16 protein-coding genes are annotated in these 19,756 nt (G+C 72.6%); 11 read left to right on the top strand and 5 right to left on the bottom strand.

Features of this window, described 5'->3' with window-relative positions; translation table 11 throughout:
• Positions 1-13 precede the first annotated feature (13 nt).
• Complete coding sequence (locus SNOUR_RS03000) at positions 14-1,156, bottom strand: PP2C family protein-serine/threonine phosphatase (protein WP_067343600.1); 1,143 nt, start codon at positions 1,154-1,156, stop codon at positions 14-16.
• 443 nt (positions 1,157-1,599) lie between these two features.
• On the opposite strand from SNOUR_RS03000, the gene SNOUR_RS02995 reads away from it, so the two are divergent.
• The gene (locus tag SNOUR_RS02995; RefSeq protein WP_067343598.1) at positions 1,600-2,376 is read left to right on the top strand and encodes a hypothetical protein; all 777 of its coding nucleotides are present in this window, start codon (positions 1,600-1,602) and stop codon (positions 2,374-2,376) included.
• 84 nt (positions 2,377-2,460) lie between these two features.
• On the opposite strand, the gene SNOUR_RS02990 is transcribed toward SNOUR_RS02995, so the two are convergent.
• Positions 2,461-3,009 carry a hypothetical protein gene (locus SNOUR_RS02990; RefSeq protein WP_067343597.1) on the bottom strand — a complete coding sequence of 183 codons (549 nt, stop codon included), beginning with the start codon at positions 3,007-3,009 and terminating at the stop codon, positions 2,461-2,463.
• A gap of 235 nt (positions 3,010-3,244) precedes the next feature.
• On the opposite strand from SNOUR_RS02990, the gene SNOUR_RS02985 reads away from it, so the two are divergent.
• The 3 genes from SNOUR_RS02985 (at position 3,245) to SNOUR_RS02975 (ending at position 5,599) form a co-directional block, all read left to right on the top strand.
• The gene (locus tag SNOUR_RS02985) at positions 3,245-4,183 is read left to right on the top strand and encodes a heavy metal-binding domain-containing protein (RefSeq protein ID WP_067343595.1); all 939 of its coding nucleotides are present in this window, start codon (positions 3,245-3,247) and stop codon (positions 4,181-4,183) included.
• A gap of 97 nt (positions 4,184-4,280) precedes the next feature.
• Complete coding sequence (locus SNOUR_RS02980; protein ID WP_099055644.1) at positions 4,281-5,114, top strand: heavy metal-binding domain-containing protein; 834 nt, start codon at positions 4,281-4,283, stop codon at positions 5,112-5,114.
• 50 nt (positions 5,115-5,164) lie between these two features.
• On the top strand, positions 5,165-5,599 hold the full coding sequence (locus SNOUR_RS02975) for a hypothetical protein (RefSeq protein WP_067343593.1): 435 nt from the start codon (positions 5,165-5,167) through the stop codon (positions 5,597-5,599).
• A 121-nt stretch (positions 5,600-5,720) separates the two neighbouring features.
• Here the strand turns inward: SNOUR_RS02975 and SNOUR_RS02970 are convergent, their stop codons facing one another.
• Positions 5,721-7,049 (bottom strand): aldehyde dehydrogenase family protein, encoded by a 1,329-nt coding sequence (locus tag SNOUR_RS02970; RefSeq protein WP_067343591.1) that lies wholly within the window; start codon positions 7,047-7,049, stop codon positions 5,721-5,723.
• A 63-nt stretch (positions 7,050-7,112) separates the two neighbouring features.
• Between SNOUR_RS02970 and SNOUR_RS02965 the strand changes: the two genes are divergently transcribed.
• Positions 7,113-7,769: a TetR/AcrR family transcriptional regulator gene (locus SNOUR_RS02965; protein WP_067343589.1), complete on the top strand. Its 657-nt coding sequence runs from the start codon at positions 7,113-7,115 to the stop codon at positions 7,767-7,769.
• 26 nt (positions 7,770-7,795) lie between these two features.
• On the opposite strand, the gene SNOUR_RS02960 is transcribed toward SNOUR_RS02965, so the two are convergent.
• On the bottom strand, positions 7,796-8,989 hold the full coding sequence (locus SNOUR_RS02960) for a PucR family transcriptional regulator (protein WP_174717833.1): 1,194 nt from the start codon (positions 8,987-8,989) through the stop codon (positions 7,796-7,798).
• Positions 8,990-9,168: 179 nt separating this feature from the next.
• Between SNOUR_RS02960 and SNOUR_RS02955 the strand changes: the two genes are divergently transcribed.
• From SNOUR_RS02955 to SNOUR_RS02935, 5 genes are all read left to right on the top strand, one after another.
• Entirely contained in the window at positions 9,169-10,116 is a 948-nt protein-coding gene (locus tag SNOUR_RS02955; protein WP_067343587.1) for an SGNH/GDSL hydrolase family protein, read from the top strand.
• 250 nt (positions 10,117-10,366) lie between these two features.
• The gene (locus SNOUR_RS02950) at positions 10,367-12,088 is read left to right on the top strand and encodes a sensor histidine kinase (RefSeq protein ID WP_312631759.1); all 1,722 of its coding nucleotides are present in this window, start codon (positions 10,367-10,369) and stop codon (positions 12,086-12,088) included.
• On the top strand, positions 12,085-12,762 hold the full coding sequence (locus SNOUR_RS02945) for a response regulator (protein WP_067343584.1): 678 nt from the start codon (positions 12,085-12,087) through the stop codon (positions 12,760-12,762). Before SNOUR_RS02950 ends, SNOUR_RS02945 begins: the two co-directional genes overlap by 4 nt.
• Before the next feature lie 246 nt (positions 12,763-13,008).
• Positions 13,009-13,788, top strand: coding sequence for an ABC transporter ATP-binding protein (locus SNOUR_RS02940; protein ID WP_067343582.1), 780 nt, complete (start codon positions 13,009-13,011; stop codon positions 13,786-13,788).
• A gap of 104 nt (positions 13,789-13,892) precedes the next feature.
• Positions 13,893-16,457, top strand: coding sequence for an ABC transporter permease (locus SNOUR_RS02935; protein ID WP_067343580.1), 2,565 nt, complete (start codon positions 13,893-13,895; stop codon positions 16,455-16,457).
• A gap of 111 nt (positions 16,458-16,568) precedes the next feature.
• On the opposite strand, the gene SNOUR_RS02930 is transcribed toward SNOUR_RS02935, so the two are convergent.
• A complete protein-coding gene (locus SNOUR_RS02930) occupies positions 16,569-16,979 on the bottom strand; it encodes a Fur family transcriptional regulator (RefSeq protein WP_079143327.1) in 411 nt (136 codons plus the stop codon).
• Between the two features lie 568 nt (positions 16,980-17,547).
• On the opposite strand from SNOUR_RS02930, the gene katG reads away from it, so the two are divergent.
• Positions 17,548-19,752, top strand: a complete 2,205-nt coding sequence (gene katG / locus SNOUR_RS02925; protein WP_067343577.1) for a catalase/peroxidase HPI — start codon at positions 17,548-17,550, stop codon at positions 19,750-19,752.
• Positions 19,753-19,756 lie beyond the last annotated feature (4 nt).

Raw genomic sequence — 19,756 nt, 5'->3', positions numbered from 1 at the left:
CGGGGCCGGCGCCCTATCGTTCGCCGTGTGTGTGCCGTCGTGGCCCGTGGTCCGACGAAGGTGGTGTGCGGGTGATGGCGAGCAGCGCCATGTCGTCGGTGATGCGGCCTGCGGAGTGGCGGTTCACCTCGCTGAGGAGGGCGTCGAGCAGCGCGTCCGGCCCGGGGAACTCGACCCCGGTCAGCCCGGCCGTGGGGTCGAAGAAGTCTCCGGCGCGGTTGCGCGCCTCGTTCAGGCCGTCGGTGTACAGCAGGAGCGTGGCCCCTGAGGGGAAGGGCACGGTGTCGGTCCGGTCCTGGCCGGCGCCCAGTTCCGCCAGTCCCAGGGGAAGGGCCGGTACGGACGGTTCCGCGGTGTGCACCCGGCCGGCGTGCAGCACCAGCGGGGCCGGGTGGCCGCGGTTGAGCAGCCGCAGTTGGTCGTGGCGGTGCGGGATCTCGACGAGGACGGCGGTGACGAAACCCTCGATGTGCTCGGGTCCCGTCCGCTGGCGCCTTTCCCGGAGCAGGGCCCGCTCCAGTCTGGCCGCGACCCCGACGAGCGTGGGTTCCTCCTCGGCGGCCTCCCGGAACGCGCCCATGGCCACGGCCACCACCTTGACCGCGTCCAGGCCCTTGCCCCGTACATCGCCCACCAGACACCGCACGCCGTACGGAGTGTCCTGGGCGCCGTAGAGGTCGCCGCCGATCTGGGCGTCCTTCACGGCCGCCTGGTAGCGCACCGCGATCCGCAGCGGCCCGATCGAGGCCGGCGGCTGCGGCAGCACCGCGCGCTGAGCGGCAAGGGCGATCCGGCGTGCGGACTGCATGCGCGCGTAGCTGTAGTGCATGAGGCGGTTGACGACGATGGCGAGGGCCGAGACGGTCACGACCGCCGCCAGCTCGCTCCAGCCACCGGAATCCCCGATCAGGCCGAAGTGGGTGAGCAGCGCGACATCGGCGGCACAGGCGCCGATGCCCGCCAGGATGGTCGCGCGGAGCGACAGCAGCGCGGCAGCCGTCATCGGCGCTGCTGTGTAGAAGGCTTCCGCACTCACGTGCGGGGAGGTGGCGTAGTCGAAGAGGGCACCTCCGACGAGCAGGAGGACGGGAAGGAAGTGAAGGTGGCGCAGACACCAGCGCCCGAGCGTGGCGCGCCCCGCGCTCGACGTCCTCACGTCCCCGCTCCCGCTCTGTCGTGCCGTACCACACCTCAAGCATCCTCGGGCCGGATGACGGCTGCCAGTCGTGGAACGGCCGTATGGGTGTGCGGCGTGGCGACAGGGCGACCGGCGGTCCCGGCCGGGTGCCTGGCGTCGCCGAAGAGGCGGTCGCGCCTGGACTTGCGGCTGCCTGCATACCTCCTCATGCCTGTGCGCGTGCATGCGATCACCTGGAGTGGTGTGACGGCGCGTCCGACCGGGGTGAGAAGTTCTCGTCCGTCTCGACGTCTTCCCGCGCCCGCTTCATCGCCGTGTCATCGGCATTTCAACGCCTTCCGCGAGGATGGGGAGGTCGTCTGGCGAACGACCGGTCGTGCGGCGGCGCGGAATCTCCACCGGCGAAGTCGCGTGTCGCCGGTGGTTCGGGCTCGCTGTTGGTCTCAAGGAAAGGTGTGTTCATGGCCAGGCTGATGGTCCTGTTCATCGGCATAGCGGTGGTCTTCTCGGTGATCGCCTTCAAGGGCGGCAATGTGCCGGTGGGCCTCCTGTTCGTCGTGGTGGCGGCCGCTCCGGTCCTCTTCCTCGGATATGCCGTGGTGAACAGGCGCAGGGCCGGCGGGGCCGCCGCCCAGGGGCAGCGGCCGCAACAGCGTGGTCAGCGGACGCTGATCCTGCGGGGGATCGCGCTCGTCATGGTCGTGGCGGTGGGCTACGGCGTGTACTGGGTGATGTTCGAGCCGAAGGCCAACGACAAGGCGCTGACCCGGGTCTCCGACTTCGAGACCGGCTGCGGCGCCGGCCTGGCGCGCAAGTACTTCCCGACGGCGGCCGACCACACCGGCGCGGGACCGCACCCGATCGCGATGTTCACCATCAGCGAGTCCGGCTCTCCCAACCCCGCCTACCCGGCTTCCGGCACGGCGGACTACTGGAGCGGAAACCGCCTCGACCCGCACCAGGTCCAGCTGATCGCCTGCCTGGACTCGCCCGACGAGGGCGAGTTCCTGACCGACTGCAAGTTCACGACGGACAGCATCAAGCTGTACCGCGGTGTGTACGACGTGACCGTGTACGAGGCGAAGACGGGCAAGAAGGTCGGCAGCGAGCAACTGAGCGGCTCCCGAAAGCCGAACTGCCCGGGGATGGTCTACCTCAAGCGGGGCACCGACACGCTCCACACCGAGCCGGAGTTCGCCGACTACCAGGCCGTGCTGCGGAAGTACGTCGACAACTGACGAGGCCGGCCACCTCGCAGGACCCGCCCCTGTCAGGTGGTTCGTCCGGGGTCGGCGGAGGTGGTGCCGGAGTGCGTTCGGAGGTCAGCCCAGGCCGGTCGCCCATGCGCCCAGCACGGCGAAATCCTCCGCGGTCAGTCCGACGCGGGGGTCTATCCGGCGCAGGAGAGCGGGGCCGCGGTGATGCTCCGCAACCCAGGCCCGGTCTGCGTCGGTGATCTTGTCGTCGACCCAGGCGAAGGCGCACCCCCTGGCCCACGCGACGATCTCCGGTGTCTTCCAGAACACGCCTCCCGCAGGCTCGGGCCGCGGCGAGCGCCAGGGGACGAAGGGCAGCGTGGGCAGCCCCAGAGCAGGGGCGATGAAGTCGTTGGCCTCCTGCTCCCAGGTGGTCGCCCAGACCAGGTCGAAGGGGAGCGCCAGCAGCCCCGGCCCGTGGTGCGGGTTGAGCCAGACACGAAGCGGCTTGATGCGCCCGTCGGTCAGCCCCCAGTCGGTCAGCCGGCGTCGTTGGGCGGCCTCCCAGCGGGGCGTCAGCAGCCGATGCGTCTGATAGCCGTCGGGGCGTCGCTGCGGCTTTGCGGCATAGGGGTTCAGCGGTCCGTCCACGTCCACCAGCAGCACTGGGCGCATCAGTTCGCTCCGATCCTCGCGTCCTGCTGCGCAACGTACCGCTCGGGCACGTGGTCGCCCAGCGCATTGTTGAGGGGCCGGGCCACCCTGGGGCGGCGCCCACGCAGCGGTCGCGCGCCCTCTTGTGACGCCTCAGGCGGGGGCGTTGGCGGACCCGCGACCTAGGGCCTGTCCGATGGGTCAGGCCCTAGACTCGCTGTGCGAGGGCTTGTTCCGGGGAACGGAGTGGGTGTTCATGAGCGGGGAGTGGACGGCAGGGGGGCTGCCTCCGGTGGCGGCGGCGCGTACGGCCGAGGCACGGCGGCGGGGCACGTGGTCCTCGGCGCTGTCGACGGGGGAGTTCACCGCGATCCGGTCCGTCGGCTTCGAGCCGGTCGGGCAGGTGCTGGGCACGGCCGTCTACCACGTGGCAGGTGGCGGGAGTTCCTGGCGCTACTACGACTGCGGCTACGGGAACGCCAGTTGGTCCGGGCGCGGCTCGACGCCCGCGCCGGTCGCCGTATCGGGTCAGGGAGCCGCCTCCAAGGCGTTGGTCGATGTGCTGCTGGCCGCTCGGCATGCGGCGCTCGCGCGGATGACGGCGGAATGCACGGCACTGGGCGGCGACGGCGTGGTGGCCGCCGACCTCACCATGGCGCCGTTCCCCTCCGCTCCGCACTGCTTCGAGTTCCAGGTGATAGGCACCGCCGTGCGGGCACAGGGTGCGGTGCGGCCCAATCGCCCCTTCACCACGCATCTGGACGGCCAGGGCTTCGCCAAGCTGATCGCCGCGGGCTGGGTGCCGGTCGAACTCCTGGTGGGGCTGGCCATCGGTACCCGCCACGACGACTGGACGACCCGGCGGCAGAACTGGTTCGGGGCCGGCAATCAGGAGGTCACCGGCTGGAGCCAACTGGTCTCGGCGACCCGCCATGACGCGCGGGCGCGGATCGGCGAGCAGGCGTGGCACACCGGAGCGGACGGCGTGGTGCTGGGCGACAGCCGCCTGCGGATCTGGCGCGAGGAGTGCGTCCGGGCGCGCCGCCGCAACAGCGACTCCGACCAGAAGGACCACGTCGCCGAGGCCACCTTGGTCGGCACCGCGGTGGCCGGATTCACCGTGCGCCAGGAGCCGCCGCGCACGCTGACCATGATGTCGCTGGATCCGAACCGCCGCCGCGCGCGTGTCACGTGACGTACCGCCGAACACCACCCGTCGGCTCCGCCCCGTCGGCGTCCGCCGATCCTCGCCCGTCCATCACCACCAGGCACTTTCACGAGGGGAACCGCTCATGACCGCCACCGACCCGACCGCCCAGGGCGTCCCGGCCGATGCGATGCGGCGGCTGGCCGAGCTCCAGCCGGGCAAGCCGGGGTCGATCTTCACCAGCGACCTGTCGGTCAACGAGTTCCTGCTCGTGCGCGAGGCCGGGTTCCGGCCGCTCGGCCTGGTGCTCGGCAGCTCCATCTACCACGTGGGCATCCAGCTGGGTCGCTGGGGGAAGAACCAGGAGCTCACCACCCTGAGCCAGGCCATGTACCACGCCCGGGAGTTGGCCATGACACGGATGGAGGCCGAGGCGGCGCAGCTGGGCGCCGACGGCATCGTGGGCGTGCGGCTCTCGGTCGAGGCGCGGGATTTTGGGAGTGACATCGCCGAGTTCATCGCCATCGGCACCGCGGTGAAGGCCGACGCGCCCGCGCCCGGCGGCAACGGCAGTTGGCGCAACGCCAAGGGCCAGCCGTTCACTTCGGATCTCAGCGGACAGGACTTCTGGACGCTGGTCCGCGCCGGGTACGCCCCGCTGGGCATGGTCATGGGCACCTGCGTCTACCACATCGCCCACCAGAAGATCGGCTCGATGTTCTCCAACATCGGCAGGAACGTGGAGATCGAGCCGTTCACGCAGGCCCTCTACGACGCGCGGGAGTTGGCGATGGAACGGATGCAGCGCGAGGCCGAGGAACTCCACGCGGAAGGCATCGTCGGCGTACAGCTCAACTCGCACAACCACCGCTGGGGCGGCCACACCACGGAGTTCTTCGCCATCGGCACCGCCGTGCGGCCGCTGCGCGAGGACCATGTCATCGAGCGTCCGACGATGGTTCTCAGCCTCGACGGCTGAGCACGCCCCGTCGCCCCGACCGCAGACCGAAACGAAAGGCCGCCGCGCTGATGTCCTCCCACGACCCCGTCCCGTCCGAGTCCGGTGGCGGCGCTGCCACCGTCGACATGCTCGCCGCCGCGCTGCGCCGGGACGCCGCCGACCTGGAGGTGTACGCCCAGGTGCTGACCGGGGCGCTGGCGGACGCGCTGCCACCCGGTGCGGTGACGGTCGAGCGCAAGCGCGGCATGGCCGACCGGCTGGCCGGCAGGGAGGGAAAGGTGGCCCGGCTGGAGGTCGCGCTCGGCGAGCAGCGCCTGGTGCTCGACCTCTCCGGCAGCCGCCCCGGCGGCGAGGTCTGCAAGGAGGTGCGGGGCGTGGTGCTCTCCCGCCGCCCGGTCGAGCTGGACGAGTGGGTGCGGGAACTGGCCGAGGCCGTCGCCGCCCGCGCCACGTCCGACGCCCGGGCCCGGGCGGCGTTGGAGAGGCTGCTCCTGGGCGGTTGACCCCGGAGCCGATCGGCCCGCGACGCCGGGATCGGCACCGCCGAGGGGCCGACAATCCAGGCGGCCCGGACCGCCGACCGCCCCGACCACCGTGCCGGTTCTCACCGCCCCGACCGTCCGGTCACCCCAGCGGCTTGTCCAGCACCGCCTTGGTGTGGCTGAAGGTCTCCAACGAGTACTCGCCGTGGTAGCGCCCCATGCCGCTCTCGCCCACCCCGCCGAACGGCAGGCCGGGCGCGGTGAGATGGGCGACCGGCAGGCCGAAGGCCAGGCCGCCGGAGGAGGTCTCGGTCAGCAGTCGGTGCTTGGTCTCGTCGGAGTCGGTGAACGCGTACAGCGCGAGCGGCTTGTCGCGTTCGTTGATGAACGTGATCGCCGCGTCCAGATCGGGCACCGCCACGATCGGCAGGATAGGGCCGAAGATCTCCTCCTGCATCACGGGGGCGTCGGGGGAGACGTCGGCGAGGACGGTGGGTGCCAGATAGCGGTCGGCGCGGTGGTGGGTGCCGCCGATGACCGTACGGCCGCCGTCGAGGAGCGCGGTGAGCCGGTCGAAGTGGCGCTCGTTGACGATCCGTCCGTACTCGGGGACGGCTGCCGGATCCGCTCCGTAGACCTCGCGTACGGCCTCGGCGAGGTGTTGTTCGAGGTCCTTGGCGGTGTGGCCGACGGCCAGCACGTAGTCGGGGGCGACGCAGGTCTGGCCGGCGTTGAGGAACTTGCCGGCCACCAGGCGCCGGGCGGTGGTGGCCAGGTCCACGCCCGGGTCGACGACGACGGGGCTCTTGCCGCCCAGTTCCAGCGTGACCGGCGTCAGATGGCGGGCGGCGGCGGCCATCACGATCCGGCCGACGGCGCCGTTGCCGGTGTAGAAGATGTGGTCGAAGCGCTGGGCCAGCAGTGCGGTGGTCTCCGGGACGGCGCCCTCGACGACGGCCACCGCCTCGGCGTCCAGGTAGCGGGGGAGCAGCCGGGCGAGTGCGGCCGAGGTCGCCGGGGCGAGCTCGCTGGGCTTGACGACGGCGCAGTTGCCGGCGGCCAGCGCGCCGACGAGCGGGCTGAGCGCGAGCTGGAGCGGATAGTTCCAGGGCGCGATCACCAGGACGACGCCGAGGGGCTCGCGGACGGTGTGCGCGGTCGCCGGGAGCAGCCGCTCGGGGAGCTCCGCGGGCCGGGGCGCCAGCCACGCGTCGAGGTGGTCGAGGGTGTGGTCGATCTCGTTGAGGGTGAAGCCGATCTCGGTGCGGTAGCCCTCCTCGGGGCCCTTGCCGAGGTCGGCGGCGAGCGCGGCGAGGAGCTCGTCGCGGTGGTCGGTGAGCAGGGTGCGCAGGGCCGTGAGCTGGCCGCGGCGCCAGTCGGTGGCGGCGGTGCGGCGGGTGGCGAAGGTGGTGCGCAGCCGGTCGACGACGGTGGCCGCGTCCAGGTCGGGGGTGGAGGCGAGGGTGGTCATGTCGCCGAGGCTACATGAAACGAAAATTTTTCGTTTCGTAATGCGGGTCGATAGACTCCCGGTGTGGGCGAACGTACCGAGAGCAATCAGACCGCCGCGGCCGGCCGGCGGCCCGCCCGTGGCCGCCCGCGGGACGCCGAACGCGACCGGGCCCTCCTGGAGGCCACCGTCCAGGTCCTCCAGGAGAACGGCTACGGCGGGCTGACCACGGCCGCGGTCGCCAAACGGGCCAGAGTCTCCACCGCGACCCTCTACCGCCGCTGGCGCTCCAAGGAGGACCTCGTCGTCGGCACCGCCGTGCGCTGGGCGAGCGACCTCGGCCCGCAGCCGGACACCGGCAGCCTCGAAGGCGATCTGGCCGCGCTGCTGCGCGACAAGGCCGACACGCTGGAGGGCCCCGGCGGACGGCTGTTGCACGTCCTGATCGGTGAGTCCGCACACAACGAAGCGCTGGCCCGCGTGCTGGACACCGCGATCATCGAGCCGGTCCGGGACCGGTCCGCCACTGTGGTGCGCCGCGCCGTCGACCGCGGCGACATCCCGCCGCTGGAGAATCCGCAGGTGCTGGCCGACCTCGTCGTGGGCTCGATGGTCAGCCGCCTGTTTCTGACCCCCGACGCGGCGCACCGGAGCGCCACGGACGGCCCCTCGTCCGGCGAGGCGGCGATCCGGGAACTGCTCCCGTTCCTGTTGCGCGCCCTGGGGGCGCAGCGGGGCTGAACGATCCCCGGCCGGCGCCCCAGGCCCTATTCGCCGGGCGACAGCCGCAGTCCGTGCAGGGCCACGGCGAGGTCGGCCACCGCCCGGGGATCGCGCAGTGAGCGCCCCGTCAGCTCCTCCAGTCGGCGCAGCCGGTAGCGGACGGTGTTGCGGTGGCAGTACAGCAGCTCCGCCGCGGCGACCGTCGAACCGGCCGCCGCGAACCAGCACTCCAGGGTCTCCAGCAGGCGGTCCCGCTCGTCGGCCGGTAGCCGCAGTACGCCGTCCAGGGCGGCTCGGGCGATCCGTCCGGCCTCGTCCGGGGCCGCCGCCACCAGTAGGGCGGCCGGGCTGTTGTCGAAGCGCGCGATGCCGGTGGTGGGTCGACCGCGTGCGCCGGTGAGCGCCAGGCGGGCGAGCCGGAGCGCCTTGGGGGTCTCCCGAAGGTCGCGGTAGGCGGGGCTGATGCCCACATGGGCGGCGAGCGACCGCTCCAGGACGCGCAGCACCGCGCCATCGGCCTCCGGATGCGGAACGGCGACCACGCCGACCTGTAGGTCCGGCAACAGGCGCCAGGCCGACCGCAGTTGTTCGGCGCGCAGGCGGGCCTCGATCCCGGGCAGCGCCTCCCGGCCGGGGCCGGGCACCTCGGCGGCGACCACGACATACGGCCCACCGGTCGGCAGGCCGAGCACATCGGCGGCGTCCCACAGGGGCGTACGGTCGGCGAGCAGGCCGGTGAACAGCGCCTCGACCATCGCCGAGCGCTCCCGCTCGCGTTGCAGCACCAGCTCGGAGACCTCCTCGCGATACGCGTCGCTGGCCGACGCGGCGAGACCGCCGTTCACCCACCACGCGGCCAGGGCCATGATGGTTTCGGTGGTGAGGCCCTGGGCGGAGCGGGCCTCGGCGGCGATCGCGGACCACAGGATCTCGGAACCGACGCGATAGGCGTGCAGCACCTCGGCCAACGGGGTTCCCTGGCGGGCCCGTTCGCGGCCGGTCTCGCGCGCCGGCGCCATGTCCCCGTCGCGGCCGTCGACCAGCTGCTGGAGCACCAGCTCGCAGTTGCGCCGACACGATGCGGCCAACTCCGTGAGGGGGATGTGTTCGTCGCCCCGGTAGTACGGCACCCGGGCGCGGATGTGACGGGCCATCCGTGCGCCCAGTTCTTCGGTGCGGGTCAGCAACGAAGCCGCTATCGGGGCGATTTCGGCGGGTGCGCCGGGCTTGCGACTCATACCCGCAGGTTACAAAGGGTCGCACGCGGAACGGGTGTGATTGTGCTCTGGGACAACAGAGGCGGGTGTGGTGCTGTGCGTCCGCACATGGCCCCTGTGGTGTCGGGCCGTCACGATACGAGGACGTTACCGGCCGGTATCGGATCGATTTCCGTCGCGCTGCCTTCTCAGGGGGAACCGTGCCCAGAGCCGCAACACCGCGCACCACACGCACCTTTGCCACCGCCGACGCCGCGCGCAGCGCCGGCGTCAGGAAGTGCGCGTCCGTACTGACCGGCGCCGCGCTCCTCGCCTCCGCCCTCACCGTGACCACGACCCCGGCCGCCGCGCACGCCGCGGCCCCGGCCGGGACGGGGAAATACGTCGCCCTCGGCGACTCCTACGCCGCCGGGGCCGGCGTCCCCGCGCAGTCCGCGGGCCTGTGCCTGCGCTCCGACCGCAACTACGGCCATCTCGTCGCCGCTGCCCTCTCCCCGTCCTCCTACGTGGACAAGACCTGCGCCGGCGCCAAAGTCGGCGCGCTCACCACCGCCCAGACCGACCTCGGGATCGTCGTCAACGGCCCCCAGCTCGATGCCGTCACCCCCGACACGTCCCTGATCACCCTCACCCTCGGCGGCAACAACCTCGGCACCTCCGACGTCGGCTTCGTCGACGTCGTGGTCGCCTGCTCCGCCCTGTCCCTGACCAACCCGTTCGGGGCGCCCTGCCGGAACTTCTACGGCGACACGCTCAGCAGGCGGCTCGACTCGGCGGCGGCGCAGCTGACCGACGGTCTCCGCAAGCTGTCGGCCAAGGCCCCCAAGGCCAAGGTGGTGGTCGTCGGTTACCCGGCGGTGCTCCCCGACGACCCGACGACATGCGTCGGCCAGATGCCCGTCACGACCGGCGACCTCCGCTTCCTGCGCTCCGTCATGGGCGAGCTCAACGAGAAGGTCGAGAGGACCGCCACCGCCGCGGGCGCCACGTACGTCGACACCCTCGGTCCGACCAAGGGCCACGACAGCTGCTCCGCGTCCCGCTGGATCGAGGGGCTGCTGCCGACCTCCCCCGCCGCACCGCTGCACCCCAATGCCAGGGGCGAACGGGCCATGGCCGACGCGGTGTTGAGGGCATTGGGTCACTGAACCGCACGATCGCCCGAGATGCCGTCCGCCGCCGCCCGGGGTCGCACCGGCCCTCGGCAGCGCACTTCGCCCCGCCGGATCCCCTCCGGCGGGGCGGAGCGCCCGCCTCCACTCCGTTGTCGCCGCCATGGGCGGGGCGAGCGCCGACGGATTCCCGCGACGAGGTTCCGCGTCTCTGCCTTTCGGTAGAGCCGCGGATCCCCCGCGAGGTTCACACCGGGCCCGGGTCCGGGCGTCGATACTGGTCAGCGTGTCACGCACCAGCCCCTTCCGCCGTCTCGCCGGTCGTCGCCCGTCGGCCGGAATGTTCTCGTCCCGCTTTGCGCGCACGGTGGCGGAGACCGCCGGCGTGACCCTCGCGGGCCTGGGCGTCTATGTGACGGTCGGACGCCCTGAGCCGTTGCCCCACCCGGGGCTCCAGCTGCTGGCGCTCGCCGCCGGTGCCGGGCTCTTCCCGCTGCGCCGCCGGTACCCCGCGGCCGTGCTGCTGGCGCTCGCCGTGTTGGCCGGCCTGTCGCCCGGTGTCGGGCCGATCACCGCGGCGACCGCGTACACGGTGGCGCGCCGGACCGTCCGCGCACGGTGGCGCACCAGACTGCTCGCCACGGCGGGTGCCCTCGTCGTGGTGTCCGCGGCGGCGACCGCGCCGTGGCTGGGCCCCGGATCCGTGGCGTACGGGGTGGCGCTCGGCCTGGTCCTGGCGCCGACCGCCGTGGTCGTCCCCGGCCTGGCCGGCACGGCCAACGGGCAGCAGGGGCGCCTGTTGCGGGCACTGCGCGAGCGCGGCGACGCGGCGGAGCGCGCCCACCGGCTCGCCGACAGCGAGGCGCGCATCCACGAGCGGTCCCGCATCGCAGCCGAGATGCACGACCTGGTGGGGCACCGGCTCAGCCTGATCTCGCTGCACGCCGGCGGTCTGGAGCTGGCCCTGGACCGGGCGGCACCCGAACTGCGCGAGGAGGCCGTCCTGGTGCGGCGGACCACCGGGGACGCGATGCGCGAGCTGCGGCAGGCGCTCGGGGTGCTCGGGCCGCTGGGCCGGGACACCGGGCCCGACGCGCTCACCGATGCGACCGGCACCCGCGCCGACGTCGAGGCGCTGCTGGCGGAGTCCCGCGACGGGGGGATCGCGGTACGGCTGGACTGGACGGGGCCGGATCTCGACGCCCGCCCGGCGCGGGTACGCCGGGCGGTGCACCGGGTGGTACGGGAGGCCCTGACCAACGTGCACCGGTACGCGACCGCGGCACACGTCACCGTGACGGTCGTGCACGACGACGAGACGGTGCGGGTCACCGTCCGCAACGGTGCACCGCCGGGTCCGCCGGCCGCCGCCGGTGACCTGGGCACCGGGCGCGGCCTGACCGGCCTCCGGGAGCGGGTGGAACTGCTCGGGGGCACGTTCGACGCCGCCGCGCTGCCGTCCGGCGGGTTCCAGGTGGACGCGACCGTGCCCGCCGACCCCGATGACACCCTGGCCCCCGAGCGGCCCGCGGGCGGGCCGGACGTCCCCGGCCCCGGTGGCCCGGTGGACGACCCGTCCGGCGCCGCCCACCGGGCCACCGGCGGGGAGCCCGTTCCGCCCGCCCGCCGGATCACCGAGGGACTGACCCTCGCCTTCGGGCTGGCGGGGCTGTGTGTGCTGATGGTCATCGCGGTGCTCTTCGTGTACGCCACCCGACCCCGGCACCACGGGCCGCCCCCGCTGCCCCACGTCGGCATGACCTATCAGGAGGTGGCGGGGACGGGCGTACTGGACAACGCGGCGGTCCGGGCCGCGGCCACCGGCCACGAGCCGCCGCGCCCCGCCGGTACGGCCGGCTGCATCTACCCCTTCAACGGCGCCACCGAGAGCCGCCCCGGCAGCCTGGTCGTCGCCCGCTACTGCTTCGACGCCTCGCAGCGTCTCATCGCCATCGACCGCTTCGCCGTCCCGTCGGTCCGGGACGCCGTGCCCTGGGAGACCCCGTGACCGAGCCCACCCGGCCCATCCGTGTCCTGCTCGCCGACGACGAGACGATGATCCGGCACGGCGTCCGGCTGATCCTGCGGCACGCCGACGGCATCGACGTCGTCGCCGAGGCCCAGGACGGGCGGCAGGCCGTCGAGCTGGCCGCCGTCCACCGCCCCGACGTGGCGCTGGTGGACGTCCGGATGCCGGTGTGCGACGGCCTGGCTGCGATCGCGCCGCTGCTTGCCCTCGATCCCGCGCCGCGCGTGGTGATGCTGACGACCTTCGGCGACGAGGCCAACGTCATCCGGGCCCTGCGGGAGGGTGCCACCGGCTTCCTCCTGAAGGACGAGGGTCCGCAGGAGCTGATCAGTGCGATCCGGGCGGCCGCCGCCGGCGACGCCGTGCTCTCCCCGGGCGTCACCGGGGCGGTGATCGCCCGGATGCTGCGCGGCGGCGATCCGGAAGCCGCCGAAGCGGCACGCGCGGACGACCGGATCGCCCGACTGACCGCCCGGGAGCGGGAGGTCCTCGCGATGCTGGGCGAGGGACTGTCGAACCAGGAGATCGCCGGGCGCCTGGGCATCGGGGTCGGCACGGTCAAGACGCACGTCGGCGCGATCCTGGAGAAGACCGGTTCGGCGAGCCGGGTGCAGGCGGCCCTGCTGGCCCATCGGACGGGCCTGACCTCCTGACGGCCGTCGAGTTCGGGCGTCCCGCCGAAGGGCCTCCGGGCTGCCCGCACCTCTCCCCAAAGGCAGAGCCCCGCCGGCCCGGCCTGGGCCCGAAGGCAGGGACGGCCCGCCCGACCCCCGCTTTCGGCAGAGCTCAACTCCGTCCTGCGGAACGACGTTTGTGCAGGTCAGGCCGGTGAGGATGGAGGGGTTCCCCCGGTCCGCGGCGCCCTGGCCGCGGACTGTCGCACCCCAGGCGGAGTACACATGTCGCAGCAGTTTCCTTCCCCCGGCGCTCAGGTCAACGAACCGGCCGCCCGCGCCACCGGCCTCACCAAGGTGTACGGGAAGGGGGAGACCCAGGTCACCGCGCTGAACGCGGTGTCCGTCGAGTTCGCCCGCGGCCGGTTCACCGCCGTCATGGGCCCCTCCGGATCCGGCAAGTCCACCCTGATGCACTGCCTGGCCGGGTTGGACAAGGTGACCTCCGGTTCGGCCCGCATCGGCGACACCGAACTCGCAAGTCTGACGGAACGTCAACTCACCGCGCTGCGGCGGGACAAGGTCGGCTTCGTCTTCCAGGGATTCAACCTGCTGCCCACCCTCACCGCACTGGAGAACATCACGCTGCCGCTGCGGATCGCCGGACGGCAGCCCGACCCGGCCTGGCTGGAGACCGTCATCGCCACCGTCGGCCTGGCCGACCGGCTGGGCCACCGGCCCGCCGAACTCTCCGGCGGCCAGCAGCAGCGGGTCGCGGTGGCACGCGCGCTGGTCTCCCGGCCCGAGATCGTCTTCGCCGACGAACCGACCGGGAACCTCGACTCCCGGTCCGGCGCCGAGCTGCTCGGCTTCCTCCGCGACTCGGTACGGGAGTTGGGGCAGACGGTGGTGATGGTCACCCACGACCCGGTGGCCGCCGCGCACGCGGACCGGGTGGCCTTCCTCGCCGACGGCCGGGTCGTCGACGAACTGCCCGCGCCCACCTCCGGCGCCGTACTGGACCGGATGCTCCAGTTCGAGGTCCAGGACAGCCGCCCCCGCTGACACCGGCCGTCCCGGGCACCGCCCGGCACACTCCGTCCTCCGCCCGGGGCCCGGTGCGCCCGCGCCGCACCGCTCCGGCACCTCCTCGCTCCCGAAAGCTCCCCATGCTGCGAACCACCCTGCGCAACGTCCTCGCGCACAAGGCCCGTCTGGTCATGACCGCCCTGGCGGTCTGTCTCGGTGTCGCTTTCGTCTCCGGCACCCTCGTCTTCGCCGACTCCTCCGCGGCCGCCTACCGCGCCGCCGCATCGAAGAACTTCGCGGACGTCGCGGTCACCGTCACCCCCAAGGACCCCGCGCCCGGATCCGCCGCGTCCGGGCACGCCGATGCCCTCGACGACGCCCTCGCGAGGAAGCTCGCCGCCGTGCCCGGGGCCGCCGCGGTGCGACCGTCGGTCGACGGCTCGGCCACCCTGAACGCCGCCGACGGCACGCCGCTCAGGGCCGGCAAGTCCTGGGCGAATCTGGCCGGCGCCTACGTACCGGGCAAGGACGGCAGGGACAGTCGGTACCCGCTGGTCGAGGGCCACGCCCCCCGCAACGCCGACGAACTCGCCGTGGACAGCGGCACCGCCGAGGCCGGGCACTTCACCCTCGGTGACCCGATCACCCTGGCCACCGACGGCCCGGTGATGACGAAGCGCCTGGTGGGCATCGTCACCACCCAGGACACCCGGGTGACCGCGGGCGGCACCCTCGCCCTGTTCGACAAGGCCACCGCCCAGCGGCTGTTCGCCTCCCCGGGCCACTACACCGGGATCGACCTGTCCGCCGCGCCCGGCACCGACCAGTTCCAGCTCGCCGAGCGGGTCGGCACCGTCCTCCCGCCCGACCGGGCCGAGGCCACCAGCGGCGCCGCCCAGGCCACCCAACAGGCCACCTACGTCGACACGGTGACCCGCGGCTACGCCAAACTGCCGCTGATCTTCGCCGGGGTCGCGCTGTTCATCGGCTCGTTCCTCATCGTCAACACCTTCACGATGCTCGTCACCCGGCGCACCCGTGAGATCGCGCTGCTGCGGGCCATCGGCGCCTCGCGCCGCCAGGTCGTCCGCTCCGTCCTCGCCGAGGCGGCCCTGCTCGGCCTCGTCGCCTCGGCCGCCGGATTCCTGCTCGGCCTCGGCATCGCCGCCATACTGCCCGACGTCCTGAGCACCGCACAGGACACGCTGCCCGACGGGCCTCTGGTGATCGGCCCGCGCCCGGTCCTGGCCGCGCTCGGCGTCGGCGTGGGCGTCACGGTGCTCGCCGCGTGGCTGCCCTCCCGCAGGGCGGCGGCCATCGCGCCCGTCGAGGCGATGCGCGCCACCGAGCAGCCGCCGTCCCCCGCCCGGTCCCGGATCCGCGGTGCGGTGGGCCTGGCCCTCCTCGTCCTCGGCGGCGGGCTGCTGATCTCGCTCACCGGGGCGAAGGACGCCTCGGTCGAGAACCTCCAGAGCGCGCTGCTCGGCTGCGGCATCCTGGCCGTCGCCATGATCGTGCTGGCGCCGCTGCTCGCCGGCCCGGTGATCCGGCTCACCGGCCGACTGACCGGCCGCCTCGGCGTGACCGGCCGGCTCGCGCGGGAGAACGCGCTGCGCGACCCCCGGCGCACCGCGGCCACCGCCTCCGCCCTGATGATCAGCACCGCGCTGGTCGCCGGTCTCGCGGTCATCGGCAACTCCACCGGTCAGGCCCTCGACCGGCAGGCCGCCGACGGCCTCGCCGCCGACTACGTGATCAGCACCCGCACCCCCACCACCAGCATCGATCCGAACGCCGCGCACCGAGTGGCCGGCACGACCGGTGTGCGCACCGCCGCAGCCGTGGCGGACTCCACGCTCTTCATCGGCGGCGACGTCCGGCAGATCTCCGGCATCGACCCCACCACCGCGGACACCGTCCTCAAGCTCCACTTCCTCAGCGGTTCCGCCAAGGACCTCGGCCCCGGCCGGATCGCCCTCTCCGAGGCCATCGCCCGTGAGCACGGCCTGCACACCGGCGACCACATCCAGGGGCACATGGGACGCAACCAGCAGCCCACGCAGTACACCGTGGTCGGTGTCTACCAGGACAACCCGGTCGCCCACGACGCGCTGGGGGCCCGTACCGAGGTGCAGAAGAACAGCTTCACGCCCGGCTCCGTGCAGCGGATCCTCATCCGGACCGACGACGGCACCGCCACCCGCGCCCTGGAGGACCGGCTGCGCACCGCGGTGGGCAACAACCCGCTGCTGACGGTCCAGGACCGGGCTGCACTCGTCCACGAGGCCGCCGGCACTGTCGGCAACCTGCTGACCCTGACCTACGGGCTGCTCGCCCTCGGCCTGGTGATCACCGCACTGGGCATCGTGAACACGTTGGCCATGTCGGTGGCGGAGCGCACCCGGGAGATCGGCGTACTGCGGGCCATCGGGATGGACCGCGCAGGCATCCAGCGCATGATCCAACTGGAGTCGCTGACCATCGCTGCGTTCGGCACGCTCCTGGGTCTGCTGGGCGGGGTGTTCGGCGCCTGGGCGGTCGGCGCACTCGCCAACGGCGCGGTGGCGCAGTACACGCTCGCGCTCCCCTGGGGAACGCTGCTGCTGGTGTGCCTGCTGTCGCTCGCGATCGGCGTGGCGGCGGCGGTCGTCCCCGCCCGCCGCGCGGCCGCCCTGAGCCCCCTGGAGGCCGTGGCGACCACATAGCCGCACGCCGCCGTCAGCAGCACGCCCACCCCGGGGAGGACCTGGGGTGGGCGTCGACGCGCCGGTGTCCGGCGGGGAACGAGTGGGGGAGCGGTGGGGGCGCGGGCCGGATCAGACGCACTGGGGGCACAGGCCCCGATAGGTCATCTCGACACCCGAGACCGTGAAGCCGAACCGCTCGGAGGCGGGGAGGTCGGCCAGTGGGTCGCCCTCGGGGTGGACGTCGCGAATCGCGCCGCAGCGCGAGCACACCAAGTGGTGGTGCGGGCGGTGCGCGTTGGGGTCGTAGCGCTTGGCGCGGCCGTCGGTGGTCACCTCGGTCACCTCGCCGAGCGAGACGAGCTCGCCGAGGGTGTTGTAGACGGTCGCGCGGGAGATCTCCGGCAGCCGGTCGGTGGCGCGCGCGAGCACCTCGTCCGCGGTGAGGTGGATGTGCTCGCCGTCGAGAACCTCGGCGACGACCCGGCGTTGGGCGGTCATCCGCCAGCCGCGTCCCCGAAGTCGTTCCAGCAGGTCACTCATGGTCACCAGCCTAATCGTGCAGCGTCCGGCGAATGAATTCGTACGGATCTGGTCGCCATATTGACTTGGATCTCGTCCATCGTAGGATCGGTTCTGGCGATAGCCAAGGGACGAGACACCGCAGGGAAAGCACGTGACGGTTCACCACATGGGTCCGCTCACCCCCGAATCCTGTCGCGGACAGCCGCAGCGCAGGCGAGCGTCGGCCGCCCGAGGGCTGCGCCCCTGCGTGTGGCGCCGGCGCACGGACGGTGACGACCTCGGCGTCGCGGCGATCGCCGCCGGTGCATGCCGTCAGGCAGCCCATGTCCCCCCTCGCGTCGCGTACGGGCCGGCCGCGCACCCAGTGCGATCGGCCCCGTGTGCCGTAGCGAACCGGCCGACGGCGTCGATGGCTCTGTCGGTCAGGCCCCCTGTCCGACCGCGACCGACGACAACGGCTTCCCGGTCGAAGAGGCCGAGATCGCCCACTCGGGGCCTGTGCCCCGATATGTTCCATTGCCGGCGGTTGTCGATCCACTGCTGGCGGTTGCTGAGTCTGTGATCCGCCTTATCCGGAAGGATTCCCATGTCTGAGAACCATGACGCACAGGCCGTAGAGGGCGCGGGCGGCTGCCCGGTGGTGCACGGGCGGGCCCCGCATCCGACCCAGGGGGGCGGAAACCGGCAGTGGTGGCCGGAGCGACTCAACCTGAAGATCCTCGCCAAGAACCCGGCCGTGGCGAACCCCCTCGGTGAGGAGTTCGACTACGCCGCCGCGTTCAAGGCCCTGGACCTCCCGGCCGTGAAGCGGGACATCGCCGAGGTGCTGACCACCTCGCAGGACTGGTGGCCCGCCGACTTCGGCACCTACGGCCCGCTCATGATCCGGATGGCCTGGCACAGCGCCGGCACCTACCGGATCAGCGACGGCCGCGGCGGCGCCGGCGCCGGTCAGCAGCGCTTCGCGCCGCTCAACAGCTGGCCGGACAACGCCAGCCTCGACAAGGCCCGCCGCCTGCTGTGGCCGGTCAAGAAGAAGTACGGCCGGAACATCTCCTGGGCCGACCTCATGATCCTCACCGGCAACGTCGCGCTGGAGTCGATGGGCTTCAAGACCTTCGGCTACGCCGGCGGCCGCGAGGACGTGTGGGAGCCGGAGGAGGACGTCTACTGGGGCCCCGAGACCGAGTGGCTCGGCGACGCGCGCTACACCGGCGACCGTCAGCTGGAGAACCCGCTCGGCGCGGTCCAGATGGGCCTGATCTACGTCAACCCCGAGGGTCCCAACGGCAACCCGGACCCGATCGCCGCGGCCCGCGACATCCGCGAGACGTTCCGCCGCATGGCGATGAACGACGAGGAGACCGTCGCGCTGATCGCCGGTGGCCACACCTTCGGCAAGACCCACGGCGCCGGCCCGGCGGACAAGGTCGGCCCGGACCCCGAGGCCGCCCCGATGGAGCAGATGGGCCTCGGCTGGAAGAGCGCGCACGGCACCGGCGCGGGCCCCGACGCGATCACCAGCGGCCTGGAGGTCACCTGGACCACCACGCCCACCCAGTGGAGCAACGGGTTCTTCAAGAACCTCTTCGAGTACGAGTACGAGCTGACCAAGAGCCCGGCCGGCGCCAACCAGTGGGTGGCGAAGGACGCCGAGGCGATCGTCCCCGACGCGCACGACCCGTCGAAGAAGCGTCTCCCGACGATGCTCACCACCGACCTCTCGCTGCGCTTCGACCCGATCTACGAGCCGATCGCGCGGCGCTTCTACGAGAACCCGGAGGAGTTCGCGGACGCCTTCGCCCGCGCCTGGTACAAGTTGACGCACCGTGACATGGGCCCGGTCGCACGCTACTTGGGCCCGGAGGTCCCCTCCGAGGTGCTGCTGTGGCAGGACCCGCTGCCGGAGCGCACCGGTCAGCTGATCGACGCCGCGGACACCGCCGCCCTCAAGGAGCAGGTCCTCGGCTCCGGGCTCACCGTCGCCCAGCTGGTCTCGACCGCCTGGGCCTCGGCCTCCTCGTTCCGCGGCAGCGACAAGCGCGGTGGGGCCAACGGCGCCCGCATCCGCCTGGAGCCGCAGCGCAACTGGGAGGTCAACGACCCGGACGAGCTGGCGCAGGTGCTGCGCACCCTGGAGGGCATCCAGGAGTCCTTCAACTCCAAGGGCGGCAAGCAGGTCTCGCTGGCCGACCTGATCGTCCTCGCGGGCGGCGCGGCCGTCGAGAAGGCGGCCAAGGACGGCGGCTACGACATCGAGGTGCCCTTCACCCCGGGCCGCGTGGACGCCACCCAGGACCAGACGGACGTCGAGTCCTTCGACGCGCTCGAACCGGCCGCCGACGGCTTCCGCAACTACGTCGGCAAGGGCAACCGCCTGCCGGCCGAGTACCTGCTGCTCGACAAGGCCAACCTGCTGACGCTGAGCGCGCCCGAGGCGACCGTCCTCGTCGGCGGCCTGCGGGTCCTGGGTGCCAACCACGGGCAGTCCAAGCACGGCGTCCTCACCGACAGGCCGGGCACGCTGACCAACGACTACTTCGTCAACCTGCTCGACCTGGGCACGACGTGGAAGTCGACGTCCTCGGCGCAGGACGAGTTCGAGGGCCGCGACGCGAGCGGCGCGGTCAAGTGGACCGGCACCCGTGCCGACCTGGTCTTCGGCTCGAACTCCGAGCTGCGTGCCGTCGCCGAGGTCTACGCGGGCGACGACGCCAAGGAGAAGTTCGTGCACGACTTCGTCGCAGCGTGGGACAAGGTCATGAACCTGGACCGGTTCGACCTCGCCTGATAGA

This window comes from Streptomyces noursei ATCC 11455, from assembly GCF_001704275.1.
Classification (GTDB): Bacteria; Actinomycetota; Actinomycetes; order Streptomycetales; family Streptomycetaceae; genus Streptomyces; species Streptomyces noursei.
This window is presented reverse-complemented; position numbering and strand designations above follow the sequence as displayed.